The organism is Micromonospora sp. DH14 (genome assembly GCF_029809455.1).
In the GTDB taxonomy this organism is placed as follows: domain Bacteria; phylum Actinomycetota; class Actinomycetes; order Mycobacteriales; family Micromonosporaceae; genus Micromonospora; species Micromonospora parva.
In genome coordinates this window covers 35,297-49,760 of the sequence record NZ_JARVKT010000003.1, presented here as the reverse complement: position 1 = coordinate 49,760, position 14,464 = coordinate 35,297, and the positions used below count along the sequence as shown (strand labels likewise).

The window sequence follows — 14,464 nt, the reverse complement described above, 5'->3', positions numbered from 1 at the left end:
GTCGTCGGAGATCGTCTATGCAATGATCTTGAGGGAATCTTGCGGCTGGGCGGGCTGCTCCCCCGGTGGCCGCCGCTGGCGGGTGTCGGTGGTGGTCAGGGTTCGATGAGGCCCGCGCGGATGGCGTATCGGGTGAGGTCGAGCCGGTCGCGGAGGCCCAGTTTCTGCAGCAGGTTGCTGCGGTGCCGCTCGACGGTCTTGATGCTGATGAACAGCAGTTCGGCGATCTCCTTCGAGGAGTGCCCTTCGGCGACGAGTTTGAGGATCTCCTCCTCGCGGCCGGTGATGGCGCGTTCGGGTACGGGTTCGCCGTTGCGGACGCGGTCGAGGTAGTTGCGGATCAGGGCGGTGACGGCGCCGGGGTAGAGGAATGGTTCGTCGCGCATGGCGGCCCGGCACGCCTCGACGAGGTCGCGGTCGGCGACGGATTTGAGGACGTATCCGTTGGCGCCGGCTCGGAGGCCTTCGAAGAAGAACTGTTCGTTGTCGTACATGGTCAGGATCAGTACCCGCAGGCCCGGTTGCTGTCTGACGAGTTCACGGGTGGCTTGCAGGCCGGTGAGCCGGGGCATGGCGATGTCGAGGATGGCCAGGTCCGGTTGGTGCAGCCGGGCTTGTTCGAGGGCTTCGGCGCCGTCGCTGGCCTCGGCGACGACGGTCAGGTCGGGTTCGCCGTCGAGGATGAGGCGCACGCCGCGGCGTACCAGTGCGTGGTCGTCGGCGAGCAGGATGCGGATGGGCGCGCTCATGCCAGGCCTGCCGGGTCGGGTACGTCGAGGGTGACCTCGGTGCCGCCGTCGGGGCTGGCCCCGATGCTGAGGTGGGCGCCGACGAGCAGCGCCCGTTCGCGCATGCCGCGGATGCCGGCGCCTTCCGGTTGGCCGGCGATGCCGCGTCCGTCGTCGCGGATGCGGAGCCGCACGCCGTCGCCGTGTGGGATGAGGGTGATGTCGACGCGGGTGGCGTTGGCGTGCCGGGCGACGTTGGTGAGGCCTTCCTGGGCCACGCGGTAGAGCACCAATTCGACTTCCTCGGTGAGTGCGGGTAGATCGGATGCGAAGTCTCGGCGGATCTGCAGGCCGCTGTGGTGGGAGATCTCCGCGAACAGGGAGCGCAGTGCGGCGATCAGTCCGAGTTCTTCTAGGACGCCGGGTCGCAGGCGGCGGGCGATGCGGCGGATCTCGTCGAGGCTATCGCGGGTGGTTTCCTGCACCTGGTGCAGTTCGGGTCGTAGCTCGGGTGGGGCGTTGTCGGCGACCCGGCTGATCTGCAGCAGGACGGCGGTGAGCGTCTGGCCGATCTCGTCGTGCAGTTCCTGGGCGATACGCCGCCGCTCGTTCTCCTGGGCGGACAGCGCGCGGGCGTTGCTGGCGGCGCGGTCGGCTTCGAGGCGGTCGAGCATGGCGTTGAACGTGCTGATCAGGGCGGCGATGCCGGCGTGTCCGGTGACCGCGGGGCGGGGGCCGGGGCGCAGCAGGTCGATGGTGGTCATCGCCCGGGTGAGGCGTTGCAGGGGTGCCAGGCCGACGCGCAGCAGCAGCGCGTTCGCGACGAGCATGACGACCAGCCCGCCGCTGAGGATGAGTGCCTCGGTGAGGACGAACGGGGTCGACACCGTCACGGGGCCCAGCAGGACCAGGACGGTCGCCGCGGTGAGGACCGCGGCGTTGATCAGGAAGATCCGCCAGAACAGCGACACCGTGTCGAACCTCCCCCTGTCGTCTCCGCCCTTTCCATCGTCGCGGGCGCGGCTGCCCCGGGTGGGTCGACGCTCCGGTACCTCAGGATCTCGTGGGCGTCGAGTGGGTGTCCATGGGGGCTGGCTCCCATGTTGTCCCCTGCTGACCGGCCTGGAATGAGTGTTGGCCCCGATGTCGGCAGTGCCCCCGGTTGGCAACGGTAAAGGGACAGACGGCGGGCGGGCCTTCGGGGTCCGTGGGGAGGGGGGCGGTGGATGACCACGGCGGGCTGGTTGGCGGTGGCGGTGTTCACTGTCGTGTACGCGTTGATCGCCACGGACCGGGTGGATCGGGTGGCCGCGTCGGTGGGCGGTGCGGTGTTGATGCTCGCGGTCGGGTTGACCGGTACGCAGGAGGCGTTCTTCTCCACTGACACGGGCATCGACTGGCGGGTGATTTTCCTGCTCATCGGCATGATGATCATCGTGTCGGTGCTCGGTCGTACCGGCGTGTTCGAGTATCTGGCGATCTGGGCGGCGAAGCGGGCCCGCGGGCGACCGTACCGGCTCATGGTCATCCTGGTGCTGATCACGGCTGCCGCGTCGGCGCTGTTGGACAACGTCACCACGGTCCTGCTCGTTGCCCCGGTGACCATCTCCGTGTGTCGGCAGCTGGGTGTGCCGGTGGTGCCGTTCCTGCTGGCGGAGGTGTTCGCGGCGAACATCGGCGGCACGGCGACGCTGATCGGTGATCCGCCGAACATCATCATCGCGGCGCGGGCCGGGCTGTCGTTCAACGCGTTCGTGGTGCACCTGACGCCGTTGGTCATCGTGCTGCTGGGTGTTCTGTTGCTGTTCTGCCGGGTGATCTTCCGGTCGGCGTTGACGTACCGCCCGGAGCGGGTCGGGCCGGTGCTGGCGATGCGGGAACGCGACGCGATCCGTGAACCGCGCCTGCTGCTGTACAGCGGCATCGTTCTCGCCTTCGTCCTCGCCGGGTTCGGTCTGCACACCGTCCTGCATCTGGAACCGGCGGTGATCGCGCTGACCGGCGGTGTCGTTCTGCTGGGGGTGTCACGGCTGGATACGGCCAGTGTCGTCCGGGACGTGGAGTGGCCCACCCTGGCGTTCTTCGCCGGCCTGTTCATCATGGTCGGGGCCCTGGTCGACACCGGCGTGATCCAGGTGGTCGGCACCTTCGCCACCGACGCGGTCGGCGACAACCTGCTCGGCGCGTCGTTGACCCTGATCGGCGGCGGGGCGCTCATGTCGGCGTTGGTGGACAACATCCCGTCGGTGACCGCCATCAGCCCGATCATCGAGCAGCTCGTCGCGGCGAACGGCGGCATGGAACAGGCGGGCATGCTGTGGTGGTCGCTCGCGCTCGGCGCGGGCCTCGGCAGCAACGCCACGGTCGTCGCCGCCGCCTCCAACGTGGTGATGGTGGGTCTGGCGCAGCGGGCCGGGGAGCCGATCTCGTTCTGGCGGTTCACCCGCGACGGTCTGCTGCTGACCGTCGTCACGGTCGTACTGGCCGGTGTGTACGTGTGGCTGCGCTACTTCGTCCTGGGTGGTGCTCCGTGACGCTGCCGTCGCTGTATCTGCTGCTGGCAGCCGGGACGCTGGTGGCGCTGGTCAGCGTGGGCGCCGCGAAGATCGCCGCGAAGGCCGGGATGCCGGTGCTGCTGGCGTACCTGGGTGTCGGGCTGCTGCTCGGCGAGGGTGGGCTCGGGCTGCCATTCGACGACGCCGCGCTGGCGCAGGCGCTCGGGTTGGCCGCCCTCGCGGTGATCCTCGTCGAGGGCGGCCTGACCACCCGGGTCAGCGACGTGCGGCGGGTGTTGCGCCCGGCGACCGCGCTCGCCACCCTTGCGGTGTTCATCAGTGTCGCCGTCACCGCCGCGGCGGCGCACTACCTGCTCGGCCTGGGATGGCAGCTGTCGCTGCTGCTCGGCGCGATCGTCTCGTCCACCGACGCGGCCGCCGTCTTCTCGGTGCTGCGCGCCGTGCCGCTGCCGCGTCGGCTGAGCAACCTGCTGGAGGCGGAGTCGGGGCTCAACGACGCGCCCACGTTCATTCTGGTGCTGGCGTTCAGCGCGACGAGTCTGAGCACGCTGTCCCCGGGCGGGATGCTCGCCCAGATGGGCTACCAACTGGTGGTCGGCGCGCTCGCCGGCGTCGGGGTGGGCATGGCGGCGGTGTGGCTGCTGCGCCGGCTCACCCTGCCCACCTCGGGGCTGTACCCGATCGCCACGTTCGCGTGCGGGGTGCTCGCGTTCGCCGGCTCCGGCCTGTTGCAGGCCAGCGGGTTCATCGCCGCCTACCTGGCGGGTCTGGTGCTCGGCAACGCCGGCCTGCCGCACCGGCGCGCCACCGAGTCGCTGGCCGAAGGGCTCGGCTGGATCGCGCAGATCGGCCTGTTCGTCATGCTGGGTCTGCTGGTGTCGCCGGCCGACCTGCCGGCGGCGATCGTGCCGGCGTTGGTGGTCGGCGCCGCCCTGCTGCTCATCGCCCGCCCCGTCTCGGTGCTGCTGACCCTGTTGCCGTTCCGCATCCCGCTACGCGAGCAGGTGTTCCTGTCCTGGGCGGGGCTGCGCGGCGCCGTGCCGATCGTGCTGGCCACGGTGCCGGTGGTGGCCGGCACCCCCGGCGCCATGGTCGTGTTCAACATCGTCTTCGTGCTCGTCGTGGTGTTCACCGCGATCCAGGCGCCGTCGCTGCCGTGGCTCGCGCAACGCCTCGGGCTGGCCCCGCACCGTGTCGGCCCGGACCTGCAGGTCGAGATCGCCCCGCTGGACAACATCGACGCCGACCTCATCAACGTCACCATCACCGCGGGTTCGAAGCTGCACGGCACGTACCTGGACGAGCTGCGGCTGCCGCCGCCCGCGGTGGCCCCGCTGGTGGTGCGCGACGGCGTCGCGTTCGTTCCCGCGACGGACACCCGGTTACGCACCGGCGACGATCTGCTCGTCCTCACCACCCCGACGGTGCGTGAGGCCACCGAACGCCGACTGCGGGCGGTCAGTCGGGCCGGGCGGCTGGCCCACTGGCACGGCGAGTACGGCGACCCCGAGCGACGTGCGGAACCATCAAGGAGGAGTCCGTCATGGAAATCGAACGAATCGCCCTCCCCGGCGTCGGCGTCTCGTACTCGTTCGTCACCGGCGATGGCACCCGACTCGGCGTGATCTGCCACCCCAACGGCGCCCGTGACATCGCCCTGTACGACCGCGACGACCCGGGCGACGTCCGTGCCGCGGCGACGCTGTCGCCGGTGGCGGCGCACCACCTGGCCAACCTGCTCGCGGCGACCGCGGTCATCGACCTGGTGCCCGACGGCGGCGCGGACGTGGACGCCGTCACGGTGGCCCGGGTGCCGGTTCCCGCCGGCAGCGACTACGACGGTCGCCCCCTGGGCAGTCTGCGCACCGACGCCGTCGTGGTGGCGATCCTGCGCGACGGCCACCACGACCTCAGGCCCGACGCCCGGCGGGCCCTGCGCTACGGCGACACCCTGGTCGCCGTCGGCACCCGCGACGCGATCGACCACCTCGGACGCGCCGTCGCCGGCTACGTCAGCGGCGGTGTGACCACCCGGCAGGGATGACGACAGGTGACAGCCGTGGGGTCAGCCCAGGTCGACCAGGAGCGGCCGGTGGTCGGAGATGGTGGACTGCGGGGTGGTGACCGCGCGTACCGGCGGCAGCTGGTCGAGGGCGTGCCGGTCGGCGAGGATGTGGTCGAGTTGGACCCGGGGCTGCCCGGAGGGGTAGGTGGGACGTCGACCCAGGGGGTGCCAGCCGGAGATGAGCCGGGCCGCCGCGGCGGGCAGGTTGAGGTCGCCGAGCAGGACGCGGGGGGCCGGTAGCGCGCGCAGGGCGCGCACGGTCTGGCGCAGTTGGCGGGCGTTCCAGCCGGGCACGAACGACAGGTGGGTCGCGGCGACGGTGAGGGGGCCGTGGGGGGTGTCCAGGACGGCGGCGAGGACCACGCGGGGTTCGTCGTGCAGGAGGATGAGGCCGCCGCGGGGGCCGGGCACGTAGACCGGTGAGCGCACCGGCGCCGGTTTGAGCCGGGTGACCTGCCAGCTGCGCACGGGATGTCGGCTGATCAGGCCGATGCCGTAGCAGGGTTCGCCGTGCCCGTCGTCGTCGTGGCGCAGCGGGCGGAACTGTTCGCCGGGGGTGCCGACGACGGCGGCGGCGAAGCGGTGGTGGGGTGCGTCGAGGGCGCGGGCGGCGATGGCGGTGAGGTCGAGGTTGCCGCTGCGGTGCTGGTCGCGGTCGACCTCCTGCAGGGCGAGCACGTCGGCGTCGAGGGCGCCGACGGCGGCGGCGAGTCGGTCGGAGTCGACGAGCCCGTCGGTGAGGGACCGTCCGTGCAGCACGTTGAAGGTGGCCAGGCGCACTCCTGCACCTTACGTGCCCGTGGCATGGTTGCCGGGTGGTGAAGGTGTTGCTGTGTTCGGCGCTGGTGTTCGTGGCGGTCGGGGCGTTGGGGGTGTTTCTGCGTCGTACGCGAGGTCGTTGACGTGAGTCTGACCACGTCAGGCCCGGTCTGGCCGTCCGCTGTGGGAAGAATTGCCGCCCGTGGACGCCGTATCGCTGAGTACCCTGCTGGCCGCCGCGGCGCTGGCCGGGTGGGTCGATGCCGTGGTCGGCGGCGGCGGGTTGTTGCTGCTGCCGGCGTTGCTGGTGGCCGCCCCGGGGTTGCCGGTGGCCACCGCGCTGGGCACGAACAAGTTGGCCGCGATCTTCGGTACGGCCACGGCGGCGACGACGTACGCCCGGCGGACCACGCTCGACTGGCGGGTGGTGGGGCCGGCGGCGGGGTTGGCGGTGCTCAGCTCCGGCGTGGGCGCCGTGCTCGCCGGGGCGGTGCCGGCGGCGGCGTACCGGCCGGTGGTGTTGGTCGTGTTGGTGGCGGTGGCGGCGTTCGTGCTGCTGCGACCCCGGTTGGGGGTGCTACCGGCGCCGCACCGGCGCACCCCGGCGAGGGCGGCGGCGGCGATCGCGGTGGCCGGGGTGGGCATCGCCCTGTACGACGGGTTGATCGGCCCGGGCACCGGCACGTTCCTGGTGTTGGCGTTCACCGCCCTGCTGGGCTCGGATTTCGTGCACGGCTCGGCGATGGCGAAGGTCGTCAACGCGGGCACGAACCTGGGCGCGCTCGTGGTGTTCGCGGTGACCGGGCACGTGTGGTGGCTGCTGGGCGCGGGCATGGCGGTGTGCAACATCGCCGGCGCGGTCCTCGGTGCGCGGATGGCGTTGCGCCGCGGCTCCGGGTTCGTGCGGGTGGTGCTGGTGGTGGTGGTGGCCGCGTTGATCGCGAAGCTGGGCCACGACCAGTGGGTGGCCTAGCGGCCACGACCACCGGCCTAGCCGCGGCGGCTGGGTGAGTCGAACCGGCCGGCGCGGATCTCGCGCAGCGCCCGGCGGCGGGTGTCGCCGCGCAGGGTGTCGACGTAGAGCCGCCCGCCCAGGTGGTCGGTCTCGTGTTGCAGGGCGCGGGCCAGGAACCCGCTGCCGGCGATGGTCAACGGCTCGCCGTGCTGGTCGACACCGTGGGCGGTGGCGTGCATGGCCCGCACGGTCGGGAAGTACAGGCCGGGGATGGACAGGCAGCCCTCCTCGTCGTCCTGGAGCTCGTCGGACAGCTCCAGGGTCGGGTTGATGAGGTGGCCACGGTGCCCGTCGGCGTCGTAGACGAACACCTGGGCGCTGACGCCGATCTGCGGTGCCGCGACGCCGGCGCGGCCGGGTGCGCCGAGCAGGGTGTCCATCAGGTCGGTGACGAGCGCACGCAGCTCCGCGTCGAAGGTGGTGACCGGTTCACATCCGGTGCGCAGGACAGGGTCGCCGATGATCCGGATGGGCCGCATGGTCATGCGGGTCAGCGTATCGCCGTCCGGCGCTGCCGTCAGCGCCCGGCCAGGGTGGCGCGGATCGGGGCGGTCTTCGCGGCGGCCTCGGCGACCTCGGCGTACGGGTCGCTGTCCCAGGTGATGCCGCCGCCGGCCCAGGTGTGCAGCCGTTGGCCGTCGGCGGCGGCGGTGCGGATGGTCAGACCCAGGTCGACACGACCGGGCGCGACCCAGCCGAGCGCGCCCATGCTGGCGCCGCGGCCGACGGGTTCGAGGGCGCTGATCTGGGTCAGGGCGGCGAGTTTCGGCGCGCCGGTGACCGAGCCGCCGGGGCAGGTGGCGCGCAGCAGGTCGGCCAGGCCGAGGCCGTCGGCGGCGGTGGCGCGGACGGTGGATTCGGCCTGCCACAGGTCACACCAGCGGCGGACGGCGAACAGGTCGTCGACGGTGACGCTGCCGGTGCGGGCGATGCGCGCCAGGTCGTTGCGTTCCAGGTCGACGATCATGATGTGTTCGGCGCGTTCCTTGGCGCTGGCGAGCAGTTCGGCGCGCCCGGCGGCGGTGGCCGGGCGGGTGCCCTTGATCGGTCGGGTGATCACCTGCCCGCCGGTGACCTCGACGAGGGTTTCCGGGGAGGCGCAGCCGATGGCCCAGCCGTCGCCGGTGAGCACACCGCCGTAGCGGGCGCCGGGGAGCGCGCCGAGGCGGCGCAGGGCGGGCAGCGGGTCGCCGGTGTAGGGGGCGGCGGCGTGGCCGACGATGTTGCTCTGGTAGACGTCGCCGCGGCCGATGGCGGCGCGGACCGCGTCGACGGCGGCGGCGTGTTCGCGGGGGGTCCAACTCTCGGTCCACTCGCCGAGCCACCACCGCCCCGGCGGGCCGGGCGGCGTGATCCGGGCGCGGCCGTGCTGGTAGACGACGACAACGAGGTCGGGCAGGGTCGGCGCGGGTTCGGGCGCCCCGGTGGGCGCGCCGGTCAGCAGCGCCCCGGCGGCGGCGGACAGGTACAGCGCCGCGCCGCAGGCCCCGTCGCCGTGGCGGCCGGTGACGGGTCGGGTCAGGTCGTGCAGGGGCAGGCCGTGCGCGGCGAGGAACTCCTCGGCCAGGGCCGCCGGGTCGCCGCCGTCAGCGCGGGACCAGTGCAGGCGGGCGCGTTCGGTGAGCCCGCTCCGGCATCCGGCCGGCGCGGCGGGCACATCGACGTACGTCGCCGGACCGAGGTCCGCGTCGCACACCTGTGGGAGCGTTTCCACGCCGTACGGTCCAACCTTCCTCATCCGTTCAGTGGATTTCCCGCGCACCAGGCGGGCACCTGGTCGATGCTGGACACTTTCGCTTGGTACTGTGCGTCACTGGTCATGTGAACCATGACACAGTGCCCCCACAGTCCGGAGAACCCGATGTGCCAGCACCAACCGACCTGCCCTTCCGCTGAAGCCACCGACCGGGAAGCCGCGCGGGTCCTCGCCTGCTTCCGTGAGCAGGGCTGGAGCCTGCTCTGCAACGGTGTCATCGTCTTCGACGACACCGGCGAGCTGCTCCCCGACGGCAGCAGCATCGCACCGCACCGCGGCCCCGCCCGCCACGCCCTCGTGGCCTGACCGACCACTCTGCGTCACCGAATAGCCGCCGTCGACCCAGGCTAGTCCCCCGGTAAGGGACGTCCCCGCCCAGGTCGCAGCGACTGCCGGGGCAGGCCGTTTCCGCCCGCCCCGGCGCGCCGTCGTCGGTCCTTCGACGCCCGGCGGCGCTGTCAGCCCTTGAGCGCCCGCGGGCGCTGTCAGTCTTCGAACGCCTCGGGTGACGGGCACGAGCAGACCAGGTTCCGGTCGCCGTACGCGCCGTCGATGCGCCGCACCGGCGGCCAGTACTTCCCGGCCCGGTCCACCCCGGCCGGGTACGCGCCCACCGACCGCGGGTACGCGTGCGACCACTCGTCACCGCTGACCATCGCCGCGGTGTGCGGCGCGTTCGCCAGGGGGTTGTCCCCTAGCGGCCACGCCCCGGAACCCACCTGCTCGATCTCCGCCCGGATCGCGATCATCGCGTCGCAGAACCGGTCCAGCTCGGCCAGGTCCTCGCTCTCGGTCGGCTCCACCATCAGCGTCCCCGCCACCGGGAACGACATCGTGGGCGCGTGGAAGCCGTAGTCGATCAACCGCTTCGCCACGTCGTCGACGCTCACCCCGGTCGCCTTCGTCAACGGCCGCAGGTCGAGGATGCACTCGTGCGCCACCAGGCCCTTGTTGCCGGCGTACAGCACCGGGAAGTGCCCGCGCAGCCGCGCCGCCACGTAGTTCGCGGCGAGGACCGCCACACCGGTGGCCCGGGTCAGCCCCTCGGCGCCCATCATCCGCAGGTACGCCCACGGGATCGGCAGGATGCCCGCCGACCCGTACTTCGCCGCCGAGATCGCCGGGGTGGCGTCGGCGTGCGCACCGAGCGGGTCACCCGGCAGGAACGGCGCCAGGTGCGCGCGGACCGCCACCGGGCCCACGCCGGGGCCGCCGCCGCCGTGCGGGATGCAGAACGTCTTGTGCAGGTTCAGGTGCGACACGTCCGCGCCGAACTTGCCGGGCTTGGCGAAACCGACCAGGGCGTTGAGGTTCGCCCCGTCGACGTACACCTGACCGCCGGCGTCGTGGACCTTCGCGCACAGCGACGCGATGCCGGTCTCGTACACGCCGTGCGTCGACGGGTACGTCACCATGATCGCGGCGAGCGCGTCGCGGTGCTTGTCGATCTTCGCGTCCAGGTCGACCAGGTCGACGTTGCCGTTGTCGTCGCAGGCCACCACGACGACCCGCATGCCGGCCATCACCGCCGACGCCGCATTGGTGCCGTGCGCCGACGAGGGGATCAGACACACGTCGCGGTGGGTCTCCCCCCGCGACGCGTGGTAGGAGCGGATCGCCAGCAGGCCGGCCAGCTCACCCTGCGAACCGGCGTTGGGTTGCACGCTGACCGCGTCGTAGCCGGTCACCTCGGCCAGCCACGACTCCAACTGGCCGATCATCTCCCGGTACCCGGTGGTCTGCGCGTCCGGCGCGAACGGGTGGATGTTCGCGAACTCCGCCCAGCTGATCGGCTCCATCTCGGTGGTCGCGTTCAGCTTCATCGTGCACGAGCCGAGCGGGATCATGCCCCGGTCCAGGGCGTAGTCGAAGTCCGACAGCCGCCGCAGGTAACGCAGCATCGCCGTCTCCGAGTGGTGGCTGCGGAACACCGGGTGGGTGAGGAAGTCGGTGCTGCGGGTCAGGTCGGCCGGCAGTGCCGCGTCGACGGCCCCGTCGAACGCGGCCACCCCGAACGCCGCCCACACCGCCTGAAGGTGCGCGTCGGTGGTCGTCTCGTCGCAGGACATCCCCACCTGGTCGGCGTCGACCAGCCGCAGGTTCACCCCCCGCTCGCCGGCCGCCGCGACGACCTCGGCGGCCCGGCCCGGCACCCGGGCGGTGACGGTGTCGAAGAACGCGACGTCCGCGACCTCCACGCCGCCGGCACGCAGTCCGGCCGCGAGCCGCGCCGCCATCCGGTGGGTACGCGTCGCGATGTCCCGCAGCCCGTCCGGGCCGTGGTAGACGGCGTACATGCCGGCCATCACCGCGAGCAGCACCTGCGCGGTGCAGATGTTGCTGGTCGCCTTCTCCCGCCGGATGTGCTGCTCGCGGGTCTGCAACGCCAACCGGTACGCCGGGTTGCCGTCCGCGTCACGTGACACCCCGACCAGGCGCCCGGGCAGCATCCGCTCCAGGCCGGAGCGCACCGCCAGGTAACCGGCGTGCGGCCCACCGAAGCCCATGGGTACGCCGAAGCGCTGGGTGGTGCCGGCGGCGATGTCCGCGCCGATCTGCCCCGGCGCCCGCAGCAGCGTCAACGCCAGCAGGTCCGCCGCGACGGTGACCAGCGCGCCGACGGCGTGCGCCGCCTCGACCAGAGGCTGGTGGTCGCGGACCGCACCGGACGCCCCCGGGTACTGCAGGTGCAGGCCGAAGAACTCCGCCGGCAACTCGTCGCGCTCGACGTCGAGGACCCGCACGTCGATGCCGAGCGGCTCGGCCCGACTGGTGATCACCGCGATGGTCTGCGGCAACGCGTCGGCGTCGACCACGTACACACCGCTCTTGCTCTTGGACGCGCGGCGCGCGAGGGTCATCGCCTCCGCCGCCGCGGTGCCCTCGTCGAGCATGGAGGCGTTCGCGGTGGCCAGCCCGGTCAGGTCGGTGACCATGGTCTGGAAGTTCAGCAGCGCCTCCAGGCGGCCCTGACTGATCTCCGGCTGGTACGGGGTGTACGCCGTGTACCAGGCCGGGTCCTCGAGGACGTTGCGGCGGATCACCGCCGGGGTGTGCGTGCCGTGATACCCCAACCCGATCATGGAGACGGCGACGGTGTTGCGGGCCGCGAGGGCCCGCAACTCGGCGATCGTCTCGGCCTCGGTGGCCGCCTCCGGCAGGTCGAGGGTGCCGTGCCAGCGGATCACCTCGGGGATCGCGGCGTCCATCAGCTCGTCGATCGAGTCGTGCCCGACGACCTCCAACATCCGACGCTCGTCGTCGGGGCCGGGACCGATGTGACGGGTGGCGAACTGCTCTACGGTCATCAGGGGCACTCCCGGGGCGAGGTCGACGTGTCGGCCTCCCCCTCTGTCGCGCCCACAGGGGCACTCCACAGTGCCTGCCCACGAGGTCCTTTTGCCTGAGAGGTTCCGGGGAGGATTTGCCCCTTCGGCGCCGCCCTGCGTGCTGTCGGGCGGTCTCTCCCACGTGGGTGTTACCGGCGTGGTCAACGCTACCAGCGCCGGTGTTTCGCGCAGATGTCCTACCCCCGGGCCGGGCACCGCGCCCAGTGACCCACGATCACACCGTGAGCGGCACTCCAGCGGCGACCCGCTCGGCCAGCTGCGGCAACACCACACCCAGCGGCGCGTCGACGCACACGGTGGCGTGGCCGTCACCTCGCGTGGGCCCCTGGTTGACGATCGCGACCGGGATGCCCCGTTTCGCCGCCCGAATCACGAAACGGCGCCCCGACATCACCGTCAACGACGACCCGAGAACCAGCAACGAGCGGGCCTGCTCCACGGCCGCGAAACACCGCGCCACCCGCTGCGGCGGCACCGTCTCACCGAAGAACACCACGTCCGGCTTCACCATCCCGGTGCCGCAGATCCCGCAGTCAACCGGCCGGAACGCCGCCACCTGATCATCGGGGAGATCAACATCACCGTCCGGGTTGACCCCGGCGACGCGGGCCACGAAATCCGGGTTGGCCTCCCGCAACCGCCGGTCCAGCTCCTCCCGCGAGGTCAGGTTGCCGCAGTCCAGGCAGGTCACCTCGTCGAGCCGACCATGCAACTCGATCACCGACGGGCTGCCGGCCGCACCGTGCAGACCGTCGACGTTCTGGGTGATCACGGTGTCGACCAGACCGGCGCGTTGCAGCTGCGCCACCGCCCGATGCCCGGCGTTGGGCGCCGCGCCCGCGATCAACCGCCACCCCAGGTGGCTACGCGCCCAGTAGCGCCGCCGGGCGAGCGGATCCCCGGTGAACGCCTGGAAGGTCATCGGCGTGTGCCGCCGCGCCACCCCGCTGGGCCCCCGGTAGTCCGGAATCCCCGACTCGGTGGACAGGCCGGCGCCGCTGAGCACCACCACCCCACCGCCGGCCACCAGCGAGGTCAACACGTCGAGGCTCTCCGTCACCTCTCTATGCTGCCTCAACCCGTGCGCCACCGCCGAACCCCGCGCCGGGTGGGCAACCCCACCCGGCGCGGGTCACCGGGACGTCTACACCGCCACGATGTCGGCCACCACGCAGGCGATGTTGTCCGGCGCCCCCTCGGCCCGCGCCAGAGCCGTCAGCGCACGCACCGTGGCATCCGGATCGCCGGCCCCGGTCAACGCCGAACGCAGCTCGGCCCGGTCCACGACCGCCGACAACCCGTCCGAGCAGAGCAGGTACCGGTCACCGGGCCGCACGGTGCGCACCGCGAGGTCCGCCTCGACCTGCCGACCGCCACCGAGGGCGCGCACCAGCGCCGCCCGCCGCGGATGCGACGCGGCCTGCTCCCGGTCGAGCCGACCCTGATCCACCTGGGCCTGCACCCAGGTGTGGTCCTGCGTGAGCAGCGACAGCTCACCGTCGCGCAACAGGTACGCCCGGGTGTCACCGACGTGCACCAACGCCAGCCGGGAACCGCGCAGCAGCAGCCCGGTCAGCGTGGTGACCGGCTGACCGGCGTCGGACGCCAACCCGCGCACGGCACGGTCGGCGTCGGCGACCGCCCCGGCCAGCACCGTCAACACCTCGGCGGACGGCAGGTCGGCGAACTCCAACGGCTTCAGGGCGTCGACGGCGGCCGCGCTGGCAGCCGCACCGCCCGGCCCCCGCATACCGTCGGCCACGGCCAGCAACCGTCCGCCGGCGTACGCGACGTCCTCGTTGCTGTCGCGCACCAGCCCGGTGTCACAACCGGCCGCGCAGCGCACGGCAACCGTGCCATTCGGGTCGGACATCGTGGTACCCCCTTCAGAAAGGTGATCCACGAGGAGGGTGGCGAGCCGGGCGCGAGCCGCGGTGTCGGCGCTGACCCGCCGCCAGTACGCGCTGATCGCCTCAGCGGCCGCCGCGGGCTCCAGGGCGCACACCACCCGGATCGTCGCCAGCGGCATCCCGAGCCGACGCAACTGGGCGACCAGCCGCGCCACCGGCAGCTGGACCGGGTCGTAGAACCGGTAGCCGGACTCGGGATCCACCGCCGCCGGAACCAGCAACCCCACCTGGTCGTACAGGCGCAACGCCTTCGGCGTCAGCCTCGCCGCCCGAGCGAACGCCCCGATGGTCATCAGCCCCACGTGAACATCCTCCTCGCGCCGGTCACCGCGACCGGCACCGACCAGGCTCAGGGTTACCCGAAG

Annotated in this window: 13 protein-coding genes and 1 riboswitch; of the genes, 5 read left to right on the top strand and 8 right to left on the bottom strand. The window is 72.2% G+C overall.

Annotated features, from left to right (window positions below; genetic code table 11):
* Positions 1-95: 95 nt before the first annotated feature.
* Both QCZ28_RS06090 and QCZ28_RS06085 read right to left on the bottom strand, forming a co-directional pair.
* Positions 96-749 carry a response regulator transcription factor gene (locus QCZ28_RS06090; RefSeq protein WP_030327686.1) on the bottom strand — a complete coding sequence of 218 codons (654 nt, stop codon included), beginning with the start codon at positions 747-749 and terminating at the stop codon, positions 96-98.
* Positions 746-1,699, bottom strand: a complete 954-nt coding sequence (locus QCZ28_RS06085; RefSeq protein ID WP_279515613.1) for a HAMP domain-containing sensor histidine kinase — start codon at positions 1,697-1,699, stop codon at positions 746-748. The genes QCZ28_RS06090 and QCZ28_RS06085 overlap by 4 nt, the downstream gene beginning before the upstream one ends.
* A gap of 255 nt (positions 1,700-1,954) precedes the next feature.
* Between QCZ28_RS06085 and QCZ28_RS06080 the strand changes: the two genes are divergently transcribed.
* Genes QCZ28_RS06080 through QCZ28_RS06070 form a run of 3 tightly spaced genes read left to right on the top strand, consistent with a single transcriptional unit; the run spans position 1,955 to position 5,288 of the window.
* Positions 1,955-3,262 (top strand): ArsB/NhaD family transporter, encoded by a 1,308-nt coding sequence (locus tag QCZ28_RS06080; protein ID WP_279515612.1) that lies wholly within the window; start codon positions 1,955-1,957, stop codon positions 3,260-3,262.
* Positions 3,259-4,869: a potassium/proton antiporter gene (locus QCZ28_RS06075; protein ID WP_279515611.1), complete on the top strand. Its 1,611-nt coding sequence runs from the start codon at positions 3,259-3,261 to the stop codon at positions 4,867-4,869. The genes QCZ28_RS06080 and QCZ28_RS06075 overlap by 4 nt, the downstream gene beginning before the upstream one ends.
* Positions 4,788-5,288, top strand: a complete 501-nt coding sequence (locus QCZ28_RS06070; protein WP_279515610.1) for a TrkA C-terminal domain-containing protein — start codon at positions 4,788-4,790, stop codon at positions 5,286-5,288. The genes QCZ28_RS06075 and QCZ28_RS06070 overlap by 82 nt, the downstream gene beginning before the upstream one ends.
* Positions 5,289-5,309: 21 nt before the next feature.
* On the opposite strand, the gene QCZ28_RS06065 is transcribed toward QCZ28_RS06070, so the two are convergent.
* Positions 5,310-6,089 (bottom strand): endonuclease/exonuclease/phosphatase family protein, encoded by a 780-nt coding sequence (locus QCZ28_RS06065; RefSeq protein WP_279515609.1) that lies wholly within the window; start codon positions 6,087-6,089, stop codon positions 5,310-5,312.
* Between the two features lie 181 nt (positions 6,090-6,270).
* Here QCZ28_RS06065 and QCZ28_RS06060 point away from each other — a divergent pair, with 181 nt between their 5' ends.
* Positions 6,271-7,041 carry a TSUP family transporter gene (locus tag QCZ28_RS06060; protein WP_279515608.1) on the top strand — a complete coding sequence of 257 codons (771 nt, stop codon included), beginning with the start codon at positions 6,271-6,273 and terminating at the stop codon, positions 7,039-7,041.
* 17 nt (positions 7,042-7,058) lie between these two features.
* Here QCZ28_RS06060 and def read toward each other — a convergent pair whose 3' ends face one another.
* The gene (gene def / locus QCZ28_RS06055) at positions 7,059-7,568 is read right to left on the bottom strand and encodes a peptide deformylase (RefSeq protein ID WP_030327693.1); all 510 of its coding nucleotides are present in this window, start codon (positions 7,566-7,568) and stop codon (positions 7,059-7,061) included.
* A 32-nt stretch (positions 7,569-7,600) separates the two neighbouring features.
* A complete protein-coding gene (locus QCZ28_RS06050; RefSeq protein ID WP_279515846.1) occupies positions 7,601-8,848 on the bottom strand; it encodes a chorismate-binding protein in 1,248 nt (415 codons plus the stop codon).
* Between the two features lie 96 nt (positions 8,849-8,944).
* On the opposite strand from QCZ28_RS06050, the gene QCZ28_RS06045 reads away from it, so the two are divergent.
* Complete coding sequence (locus tag QCZ28_RS06045) at positions 8,945-9,145, top strand: DUF5999 family protein (protein WP_030327695.1); 201 nt, start codon at positions 8,945-8,947, stop codon at positions 9,143-9,145.
* 179 nt (positions 9,146-9,324) lie between these two features.
* Here the strand turns inward: QCZ28_RS06045 and gcvP are convergent, their stop codons facing one another.
* The 3 genes from gcvP to QCZ28_RS06030 form a co-directional block, all read right to left on the bottom strand.
* A complete protein-coding gene (gene gcvP / locus QCZ28_RS06040) occupies positions 9,325-12,147 on the bottom strand; it encodes an aminomethyl-transferring glycine dehydrogenase (protein ID WP_279515607.1) in 2,823 nt (940 codons plus the stop codon).
* A 73-nt stretch (positions 12,148-12,220) separates the two neighbouring features.
* A riboswitch (glycine riboswitch) is annotated at positions 12,221-12,319 on the bottom strand.
* A gap of 84 nt (positions 12,320-12,403) precedes the next feature.
* Positions 12,404-13,249 (bottom strand): NAD-dependent protein deacetylase, encoded by an 846-nt coding sequence (locus QCZ28_RS06035; RefSeq protein ID WP_279515606.1) that lies wholly within the window; start codon positions 13,247-13,249, stop codon positions 12,404-12,406.
* 84 nt (positions 13,250-13,333) lie between these two features.
* Positions 13,334-14,401, bottom strand: coding sequence for a MerR family transcriptional regulator (locus QCZ28_RS06030; RefSeq protein ID WP_279515605.1), 1,068 nt, complete (start codon positions 14,399-14,401; stop codon positions 13,334-13,336).
* Positions 14,402-14,464: the final 63 nt, after the last annotated feature.